General features: G+C 69.4%; 6 protein-coding genes. 3 read left to right on the forward strand and 3 right to left on the reverse strand.

Annotated elements, in window-relative coordinates:
- The coding region (locus DMC18_RS09465; protein ID WP_199232559.1) for an ATP phosphoribosyltransferase regulatory subunit at positions 1-602 on the reverse strand (602 nt) is incomplete at its 3' end.
- A gap of 4 nt (positions 603-606) precedes the next feature.
- Positions 607-2,094, reverse strand: coding sequence for a histidine--tRNA ligase (gene hisS / locus DMC18_RS09470; protein WP_110118599.1), 1,488 nt, complete (start codon positions 2,092-2,094; stop codon positions 607-609).
- 354 nt (positions 2,095-2,448) lie between these two features.
- On the opposite strand from hisS, the gene DMC18_RS09475 reads away from it, so the two are divergent.
- Complete coding sequence (locus DMC18_RS09475; protein ID WP_110132886.1) at positions 2,449-5,508, forward strand: DUF4982 domain-containing protein; 3,060 nt, start codon at positions 2,449-2,451, stop codon at positions 5,506-5,508.
- Between the two features lie 18 nt (positions 5,509-5,526).
- Here the strand turns inward: DMC18_RS09475 and DMC18_RS09480 are convergent, their stop codons facing one another.
- A complete protein-coding gene (locus DMC18_RS09480; protein ID WP_146218027.1) occupies positions 5,527-6,039 on the reverse strand; it encodes a hypothetical protein in 513 nt (170 codons plus the stop codon).
- A 316-nt stretch (positions 6,040-6,355) separates the two neighbouring features.
- Between DMC18_RS09480 and DMC18_RS09485 the strand changes: the two genes are divergently transcribed.
- Positions 6,356-8,431 carry a TonB-dependent siderophore receptor gene (locus DMC18_RS09485; protein ID WP_110118597.1) on the forward strand — a complete coding sequence of 692 codons (2,076 nt, stop codon included), beginning with the start codon at positions 6,356-6,358 and terminating at the stop codon, positions 8,429-8,431.
- 68 nt (positions 8,432-8,499) lie between these two features.
- Positions 8,500-10,429 (forward strand): discoidin domain-containing protein (locus tag DMC18_RS09490; RefSeq protein ID WP_110132887.1); only part of this gene is annotated, 1,930 nt, incomplete at its 3' end.

Below are 10,429 nucleotides of genomic sequence, written 5' to 3' on the forward strand. Positions count from 1 at the left end.
ATGCGGCTGCGCTCGCTGCTCCCCCCGGGGGCGGCGCCGGGAGCGGCCTCGCCCTCGAGTTCGGCCTTCAGCTGGCGCGGGCGCGAGAAGGTGCGCTTGAGCCGCGCGCCGAGCGGCGGGGTCAGGTCGAGGCTGTCGACAAAGGCGGCGAACAAACCGACGTCGCCCAGCAGCAGGGTCAGGTCGTCGCGACCGCCGGCCGCGGCGCCGGCCCAGGCCAGGGCCGCGATCTCGGCGTCGGCGGCCACGGGATCGGCGGCCTCGAAGGCCTCGACGCCGATCTGGAGGAACTCCTCGGCCCGGTCGCTGCCGCGCGGGGCGACGCGGAAGGCCTTGCCTTCATAGAGGTAGCGGCCAGCCTCTAGGCCCGAAGCCAGATGCTGGCGGGCGACGGCGACGGTGAAGTCCGGACGCAGGCAGGCCTCGTCGCCGCCGTCGCCGGAGACGACGAACAGCCGCGAGCGCATGGCCTCGCCGGCCAGATCCAGAAGCAGGCCCAGGGGCTGCAGCACCGGGGCGTCGGTGGGAACGGCCCCGGCCGACAGGAACGGAGCGCGGATGGCGTCGAGCGCCTCCGCCGGGATGGAACGCTCTAGCCTCAACGGATCAGCCCCCGATGATCTTCTTGACGGCGGCGACGAGGTCGCCGCGCGGAATGGTCTGCTGGCCCGGCCGCTCGGCTTTCCAGGCGGCGTTGTCGGCGACGCCCGAGGCCAGCTCGCGACCCAGGTCCAGATCCTTGATCGTCACCGTGCCGGCGGCGATCTCGTCGCCGCCCAGCATGATGGCGGCCGGCGACAGGCGACGGTCGGCGTACTTCATCTGCGGACGCATGCCCGAGGTCCCGAGATAGACCTCGGCCGGAATGCCCGCCGCACGCAGCTGGCCGGCGACCGCGAAATACTCGCCCATGTGCGCCTGGTCGAAATTGATGATCACGACGGGACCGCGCGCCGCGCTGGCCGGCTCGCGACCGGCCGCCCGCAGGGCCGCCGCCAGACGCGAGACGCCGAACGAGAAGCCCGTGGCCGGCACCGGCTGACCGGTGAAGCGGGCCACCAGGTCGTCGTAGCGGCCGCCGCCGCCGATCGAGCCGAACGAGATCTTGTTACCCTTCTCGTCGGTGGTGGAGAGCAGCAACTCGGCCTCGAACACCGCGCCGGTGTAGTATTCCAGGCCGCGCACGATCGACGGGTCGATGATCGCCTGGTCGTCGGCGACGCCCAGGCTGGTCAGGGCCGCGTCGATCTTGGCCAGTTCTTCCAGGCCCTCGTCGCCCTCGGCCGAGCCGGCCACGACCTTGGCGATGTTGTTCAGCGTCGCGCTACGCCCGCCCACACCCGCCTGGACGAAGTCCAGCACCGAGTCGATGGCCTTGCCGGCCAGGCCCGCACCCTTGGTGAAGTCGCCGCTGTCGTCGAGGCGGCCTTCGCCCAGCAGCAGGCGCACGCCCTCGACGCCCAGGCGGTCCAGCTTGTCGACCGCGCGCAGCACGGCCAGCTTCTGGCCTTCGCTGGTCGCGCCGGCCCCGGTCAGCAGGCCGTTGAGGAGCTTGCGGTTGTTGATCTTCAGCACCGCCGCGCCGCGCGGCAGGCCGGCGGCCTCCAGGCCCTCGACGGCCATGGCGATGATCTCGGCGTCGGCCTCGGGGCGGGCCGAGCCGACGGTGTCGGCGTCGCACTGGATGAACTGGCGGAAGCGGCCGGGGCCGGGCTTTTCGTTGCGCCACACCGGACCGAAGGCATAGCGGCGGAACGGCTTGGGCAGGGTTTCCCAGTTCTGGGCGGCGAACCGGGCCAGCGGGGCGGTCAGGTCGTAGCGCAGGGCCATCCACTGGTCGTCGTCGTCCTGCAAGGCGAAGACGCCTTCGTTCGGGCGGTCGCTGTCGGGCAGGAACTTGCCAAGCGCGTCGGCATATTCGAAGGCCCCGGTGTCGAGCGCCTCGAAGCCGTAGCGCTCATAGACGGCCGAGACGGCCTCGAGGATCGACTTCTCGGCGCGCAGGTCACGGGCGCGCTTGTCGGCGAAGCCGCGCGGGGCGCGAGCCTCGGGGCGGAAGTCTTGGTTCTTGGCGTCGTCAGCGGCGTCGGTCATCGTCGGTCCTTAGAGATCTTCTAGGCTTCGACGGATGGCGCTTAGCTCAAGCCCCATCCGCTAGGCGGGGCTCTGGCTGGGTTCGCTGGTTTAGAGCGTGCGGACCCGGCCGATCCCGCGAGGCGAGGTCGGATGGTGGTGGCAGCCATGGTGGTGCGGCGTGCGGGTCATCGCGGCGGCGTATAGCGCAGGCTCGCGGCGGTGACCAGCGCGCATCGACTCGGCCGCTCCATCTCATAATGCGGGACGCCGTCCACAATTGTGAGATCGACTTGACACACGGATGGCGGTCAAGCCACATCTGCGCCCAACGATAAATTGGCCTGACCAATAAGTAGTGACTGGGAGAGGTTCATGCGGCGCCCCCAAACCCGTTCGATGCCCCGTTCGCTGGCCCAGCTGGGCCTGGCTGGCCTGCTGAGCCTGACGGCCACGCAAGCCCTCGCCCAGCGCCTGGACGCGCCATTCAACGACGGCTGGCGGATGACGACCGGCGACGTCCAGGGCGCCGCGGCGGTCGAATTCGACGACGCCGCCTGGAAGCCGGTCACCCTGCCCCGCGCCTTCAACGAGGACGAGGCCTTCGCCCGCGACATCCATGACCACTCGACCGGGATCACCTGGTACCGCAAGCGCTTCGTGCTGCCGACCGACAAGGGTCCGGCGGTCGGCGGCCAGGCGATCCTCGACTTCGAGGGCGTGCGCCAGGCCGGCGACGTCTATGTCAACGGCGTGCTGGCGGGCGGTCATGAGAACGGCGTCACGGCCTTCGGCGTGGATGCGACCAGGCTGCTGAAGCCCGCCCCCTTCGTGAACGTGATCGCGGTGCGGGTCGACAACGACTGGAAGTACAAGGAGCGCGCCACCGGCAGCGGCTTTCAGTGGAACAACAACAACTTCAATGTGAACTACGGCGGGATCCATCGTGCGGTGCGGCTGCACCTGACCGGCGACCTGCACCAGACCCTGCCGCTCTATTCCAGCCTGGGCACCACCGGCGTCTATGTCTGGGCCGACGGTTTCGACATCAAGGGCCGCACCGCGACCGTCCATGCCGAGAGCCAGGTGAGGAACGACGGCGCCAAGCCTCGCACCTTTAGCTACCGGGTCACCCTGAAGGACGTCGACGGCAAGCCGGCCGGCCAGTTCACCGCCCCGGCCGTGACCATCGCCCCGGGCGAGACCAAGACCGTCTCGGCCAGCAAGCGGCTTTCCGATCTGCACTTCTGGAGCTGGGGCTACGGCTATCTCTATGCGGTGACCACCGAGCTGGTGGAGGACGGCAAGGTGGTCGACAGCGCCCTGACCCGCACCGGTTTCCGCAAGACCGAATTCCGGAACGGGACCGTCTTCCTCAACGACCGCGCCATCCAGGTGCACGGTTACGCCCAGCGCACCAGCAACGAGTGGCCGGCGCTCGGAACCGACATCCCGCCGTGGATCAGCGACCTCTCCAACGGCCTGATGGTCGAGAGCGGCGGCAACCTGGTGCGCTGGATGCACATCGCCCCCGCCCGCCAGGACGTGGAGTCGTCGGACCGTGTCGGCCTCATGCAGGCCATGCCGGCCGGCGACGCCGAGAGCGATGTTTCCGGCCGCCGCTGGGACCAGCGGGTCGAGGCCATGCGCGACGCCATCATCGCCTTCCGCAACAACCCGTCGATCGTCTTCTACGAGGGCGGCAACGAGAACATCAGCGAAGACCACATGGCGCAGCTGAAGGCCGTGCGCGACCAGTTCGACCCGCACGGCGGCCGGGCCATCGGCTCACGCGAGATGCTCGACAGCAAGGTCGCCGAGTACGGCGGCGAGATGCTCTACATCAACAAGAGCGCCAAGAAGCCGGTGTGGGCGATGGAATATTCCCGCGACGAGTCGGCGCGGAAGTTCCAGGACGCCTTCACCGCGCCGTTCCACGCCGACAGCCCCGACTACAACCGCAACCAGGACAGCATGGTCGCCGAGACCGTGCGCCGCTGGTTCGACTACTGGCGCGAGCGCCCCGGCGGCGGCGATCGGGTCAGTTCGGGCGGGGTGAACATCATCTTTTCCGACAGCAACACCCACTTCCGCGGCGACAACAACTACCGCCGCAGCGGCGAGGTCGACGCCATGCGCCTCCCCAAGGAGGGCTTCTTCGCCCACCAGGTGATGTGGGACGGCTGGGTCGATGTCGAGCAGCCGCGCGCCCGCATCGTCGGCCACTGGAACTATGCGGCCGGCGTCGTGAAGGACGTCACGGTGGTGTCCAGCGCCGACAGCGTCGAGCTCGTTCTGAACGGCCAGTCGCTGGGCCAGGGCGTGAAGTCGGACGGCTTCCTCTTCACCTTCAAGGGCGTTCCTTACGCGCCCGGGACGCTGGTCGCCATCGCCCGCGACGCCAAGGGCAAGGACGTGGCGCGCGACGAGCGGGTCACGACGGGTCCGGCCGTCGCCCTGCGCCTGACGCCGCGCAACGGCCCGGGCGGCTGGAAGGCCGACGCCGCCGACGTGGCCCTCGTGGATGTCGAGGCGGTGGACGCCCAGGGCCGCCGCGTGCCGACGGCGCTCGACACCGTCAGCTTCGACGTAGCCGGTCCGGCCGAATGGCGCGGCGGCATCGCCCAGGGCGACTCCAAAAGCGCGGCCAAGCCGACCGACGTCCCGGTCTCGACCTCAGGCGAGCCGGTGACCAAGGGTCCCGCCGGGGTGGACGCCGTCACCCAGTACGCCGGCGCCAACCGCAAGGACGACAACTACATCCTCGCCAAGACCCTGCCGGTCGAGGGCGGCGTCAACCGCGTGGCCCTGCGCTCGACCCTGGCGGCCGGCAAGGTGACGGTGACCGCCACCGCCGAGGGCCTGAAGCCGGCGACGATCACGCTGGACGCCGTCGCGCCGGCGTCGGACGCGGCGCTGCTCCCCGTCAGCCTGGCGCGGGGCCCCACGCCCGCCACGCCGGCGTTCAAGGTTCGCCGCGACACGATCAAGCCGGTGAAGATCCTGGCCGGCGCCAACGCCGACACCGCCGGCGCGACCACCGACGACGACGAGACCACCCACTGGGCCAGCGACGGCCAGCTGGCCAACGCCTGGATCGAGTACGACCTCGGCAAGCCCCAGGTCGCCGACGAGGTGGTGCTGAAGCTGATCGGCTGGCGCCTGCGCTCCTATCCGCTGCGCATCACCATGGACGGCCAGGTGGTCTACGAGGGCGAGGCGCCCAAGAGCCTGGGCTACGTGACCCTGCCGCTGAAGCCTGTGAAGGGCTCGCGCCTGCGCATCGCCCTGACCGGCGCCACGGCCGACCGCGACGGCTTCGGCAAGATCGTCGAGATCACCGGCGCCAAGGCCGGCTTCGACACCGGCGCCGAAAAGGTCAGGGCCGGCGGGGCACTGGGGATCATCGAGGCGGAGATCTACAAGACGCGGTAGGGCCCGCCCCTCCGACGCCTAGGGCAGGACGTGAAGGCCATGGCGCATCGCGGCTGCGGCCACCTCGTTCCGGATGGCGGCCGTTTCGGGCAGCAGCAGGTCGGTGCGGTTCCAGCAGCCGATCACCCGCACGGGCGCGGCCACGAAGACAAGGTCCATGCCACGCCCTTCACGCAGGCTGTGGCGTACAATGCGCTTCAGCAGGCCGCTCGACGCCGGTACGAAGCGGCGTCCGCCCTGGCGCCAGCGCGCCTCCAGATAGGCGCCTTCACGGCCGAGTTCGGCATAAAACGCCTCGAACCGCCGCTCGCCCTCCAGATAGCCCGCCATCAGGCCCTTCTTCACCGCGTCGTGGTGGCGGACGACGGGTTCGGCGATGTACTCCTCCTCCGACAGCCAGTGGTCGAAAACCGAGACGGAGAACGGCAGGTCACCCCATTCGCGATAGGGGTCCTCCTTCGCCGGCTCGCCCGGCAGGGAGTCGTCCGGGTGGATACGCCGGGACAGCAGCGATTTCAGGTCGGGGGTCATCGGCGTCGCGCGGATCCGGTCGGACGGGGCGGGCATAAGATCGCCAGGACCAGCAAAACACAACCACCACCGCGTTACTTAACCCACCCCACGATCAACATAGTTATTCGTCACCCAAGATAATATCCGCGTTGTCGACAGGATTTTTAAGCATTTAGTCTTGTGAAAAACCGAAAACAAAGCCCCGATCACGGATCGACTCCAAATCTAAACATCCTGTAATGGTGTCAGATATGTAATCCACCTTTCCGCCATTTAATTTGAGATCGGCGTTCCCGGACGGCTAGACCTTCCCCCGGGATTGAGGGGAAGTGAGATGTCCAAGTCCGTGTTGTTCGCCGGGGCCGCCCTGGCGCTGTTTGTCGCCGCCGGCGCCGCCCAGGCGGCCGATGCGCCGCAGGCCGCCCAGGCTCCGGTTCCGACCGGCCCGACCAGCCAGGCGCCGATGGACGACGCCGCCCAGAAGGGCGTGCTGGTGTTCACGCCGGACTTCTTCGCCACCCTGCGCCCCAACACCGCGCTCGACATGGTCGACCGCCTGCCCGGCTTCGTGGTCAACGACGGGGCCGGCACCCGCGGCTTCGAGGGTTCGGTCGGCAACATCCTGATCAACAACAACCGCCCGGCCTCGAAGAACGACACCGGCTCGAACGTGCTGTCGCGCACCCCGGCCAACCAGGTCGAGCGCATCGAGCTGATCCGCGGCGGCGCGCCCGGCATCGACATGCAGGGCTACGGCGTCGTCGCCAATGTGATCCTGAAGAAGGGCGTCAGCCGCCAGTCGGTGCTGACCCACAACAGCGCCATCTTCTTCGGCGGCCGGGACCTCTATGGCGGCTCCTACCAGTTCACCGCCCGCGACGGCGAGAAGAGCTGGGGCGTAACCCTGTCGGACGGCATCAGCTCCAGCGACTCCAACGGCGCCGGCCGCCTGACCCGCAAGAGCGCCTCGGGCGCCCTGCTGCGCGACGAGAGCTATCTCAACGACGGCTACGGCGGCAGCACCGGCATCCGCGGCAACTTCTCGGGCCCGGTCGCCGGCGGCAAGCTGGAGGCCACGGCCAAGTACGGCATCAGCAACTGGGACGAATGGCAGGAGACCGCCTCGTCCACCGCCTTCCGCCGCAGCGCCTACGAGGAAGACAACAAGTCGGGCGAGCTGGGCCTGACCTACACCCGCCCCCTGGCCCCGCGCTGGGCGCTGGAGACCCGGGCGATCCACGAATTCAGCAGCTATGACGAGGTGGCGACCTATGGCCAGACCGTCAGCGGCGCAACCGGCGACCAGGAGCGCTTCACGGCCGAGGGCAAAACCCAGGAATCGATCCTGCGCGCCCTGGTCCGCCACGAGCGCTCGGCCGGCCTGACGATCGAGGCCGGCGGCGAGGTCGCCTACAACATGCTCGACGTCGACCAGGCCTATTCGGTGGGCGGAACGCCGGTCGTCCTGCCGTCAGCCTCGGTCAAGGTCGAGGAGCTGCGCGGCGAGCTGTTCACCAAGGCCACCTGGCGCGTCAGCCCCAAGCTGACCCTGGAGGGCGGCCTGCGGCTGGAGACCTCGACCATCAGCCAGTCGGGCGACGCCGACCAGGAAGAGAGCTTCTTCTACGCCAAGCCCCGCTTCCAGGCGACCTGGACGCCCAAGGCCGACCACCAGATCCGCTTCCGCTTCGAGCGCGAGCTGGGCCAGCTGGACTTCGGCGACTTCGCCGCCTCGGCCGAGTTCGGCGACGGCAACGTCTATGCCGGCAACGTCAACCTCGTGCCCGAGCAGCGCTGGATCTCGGAACTGACCTACGAGCGCCGGTTCTGGGGCCAGGGCGTCGTGGCCCTGACCCTGCGCCACGACGAGATCGTCGGCGTCATCGACCGCCTGCCCCTGCCCGGCGGCCTGTCGGCGACCGGCAACATCGGCGACGGCACGCTGGACAAGCTGGCGCTCAACATCGTGGTCCCGACCGACAAGCTGGGGATCAAGGGCGGCCGCTTCACCTTCAAGAACGACTGGAACCAGACCAAGGTCACCGACCCGACCACCGGCAAGGAACGGCCGATCTCGCAGGTGCGCCCGACCCAGGCCAATATCGGCTTCGAGCAGGACATCGTCGCCTGGAAGACCCAGTGGGGGATCAACTGGCTGCCGCTGCTGGGCCAGGGCACCTACGGCCCCGACCAGACCAGCAAGTGGCGCGGCTCGAACTATTACGAGGCCTTCGCCGAGTACAAGCCGACCCCGACCCTGGCCATCCGCGCCCAGCTGAACATCTGGGACGACTTCGTCGTCACCCGCACGGTCTACGCCAACCGCAGCCCGCGCACGGTCGACTATGTCGAGGTCCGCGACATCGATCCGCGCACCTTCGTGCAGCTTCGGGTGCGCAAGACCTTCTAAGAGCAGCCGCGCCGTTGACGGCGGCGCGGGGCCGGGCCAAAGGCCGATCCTCCCGACGGAGGTCGTCCATGCGTCGCCCGGTTCTCGCCCTGCTGATCGCCTGCGCGGGGCTTGGCGCCTCGCAAGGCCATGCGGCGGCCCCGGCGGCCGACAGAGTGACCATCGACCTGACGGCCGGGCGACCGGCCAACCGCATCGATCCCGCCGCCGCCCTCGGTGCGGGGCTGGACGGCATGGGCCGCGGCGAGGTCGCTCCGCTCTACACCGCCCACAACGTCGCGCGCATGCGCCAGGGCGGGCTGAAGCCGATCACCTATCGCCTGCGCACCGAACTGGGGATCGAGGCCTGGCACTGGAACCCGCGCGGAAGCTGGAGCGACGGCGCTCATAGCCAGGGCTACTGGACGTCCAGCGACCAGCCCGGAGCGCCGATCCGGCTGAGCCACGGCTACGCCCTGCCCCGGCGCGGCGACAGCGTCGACAACGCCAACAACAGCGGCTTCTCCCGACTCGACGACGGCGATCCGGAGAGCTTCTGGAAGTCGAACCCCTATCTGGACCCGCGCTACACCGGCGCGCCGGCCCTGGCCGAATGGGCCAAGTTCGATCTCGGCGCCGCCGGACCGGTCTCAGCCGCGCGCATCCGCTGGGGAACGCCCTGGGCCATCGCCTATCGGGTGCAGCACTGGATAGGGGTCGATGAGTACGATCCCGTCGGCCGCTGGGTCGATTTCCCGGGCGGCGTGGTGACCGACGGGCATGGCGGCGAGGCGCTGCTGCGGTTCGAGAAACCGATCGAGGCCCGCTTTATCCGTATACTGATGACCAAGTCGTCAGGGACCGCGCCGGCGGGCTCGACCGACGTCCGCGACGGCCTGGGCTACGCCATCCGCGAGGTCGGGTTCGGGACGATCGACGCGGCCGGCCGCTTCGTCGACCGAGTACGCCACGCCCGCTCCGGGCGCGGACAGACCTACGCCCAGGTGTCGTCGACCGATCCCTGGCACCGGGCCATCGACCAGGATCGCGACCTGGAGCAGCCGGGGATCGACCTCGTCTACGCCAGCGGCCTGACGAACGGCCGGCCGATGATGGTTCCGGTCGGGGTGCTCTACGACACGCCCGAGAACGGCGCGGCGCTGATCCGCTACCTGCGCAACAAGGGTCACCCCGTGACCCAGGTCGAGCTGGGCGAAGAGCCCGACGGCCAGTATGTCGACGCCGAGAGCTACGGGGCGCTGTACCTGGCCTTCGCCAAGGCCCTTGGCGCGATCGATCCGGCCCTGGTGTTCGGCGGCCCCAGCCTGCAGAGCGGGATCGCCGACACCTGGCTGGACGAGGACCCCGACCACTCCTGGACCCGGCGGCTGATGCGCTACCTGCGCCAGCGCGGCGAGATCGGGCGGCTGGGCTTCTTCTCCTATGAACGCTACCCGTTCGACGACCTGTGCGGCGACATCGAGGACAAGCTGCGCGAGCAGACCACGCTGAACGCGGCCCTGTTCCGGCGCTTCGCCGACGACGAGATCCCCCGCGACATCCCCTGGGTGATCAGCGAGTACGGCTTCTCGGCCTATTCGGGCCGGGCGATGGCGCAGATGCCCAGCGCCCTGCTGAACGCCGACATCGTCGGCCAATTCCTGGCCCTGGGCGGGGACGCCGCCTACCTGTTCGGCTACGGCCCCAACGTGCCGGTCAACCAGCATCTGGCCTGCGCCGGCTACGGCAACATGATGCTGTGGCAGGCCGATCCGAAGGGCCAGGCCCGCTGGCCGATGCCGGCCTATTGGGCCGCGCGGATGATGACCCGCGACTGGGCCGCGCCCGGCGGCGGAGCGCACGAGGTGTGGCCGGCGACCGGATCGGCGCTCGACGCCAAGGGCCGGCCGCTGGTCACCGCCTACGCCCTGCGCCGGCCGGACGGCCGCTGGGCGGTGATGCTGCTCAATCGCGACAAGACCCATGCCCGGCGCATCGCGCTGGACCTGCTGACCGACC

This window comes from Caulobacter sp. D5, from assembly GCF_003185805.1.
GTDB lineage: Bacteria > Pseudomonadota > Alphaproteobacteria > Caulobacterales > Caulobacteraceae > Caulobacter.

Excerpts from the sequence above, each read along its gene's own strand:
- DMC18_RS09475 (WP_110132886.1), top strand. The coding sequence starts at position 2,449 with ATGCGGCGCCCCCAAACCCGTTCGATGCCCCGTTCGCTGGCCCAGCTG.
- DMC18_RS09480 (WP_146218027.1), bottom strand. The coding sequence starts at position 6,039 with ATGACCCCCGACCTGAAATCGCTGCTGTCCCGGCGTATCCACCCGGAC.
- hisS (WP_110118599.1), bottom strand. The coding sequence starts at position 2,094 with ATGACCGACGCCGCTGACGACGCCAAGAACCAAGACTTCCGCCCCGAG.
- DMC18_RS09485 (WP_110118597.1), top strand. The coding sequence starts at position 6,356 with ATGTCCAAGTCCGTGTTGTTCGCCGGGGCCGCCCTGGCGCTGTTTGTC.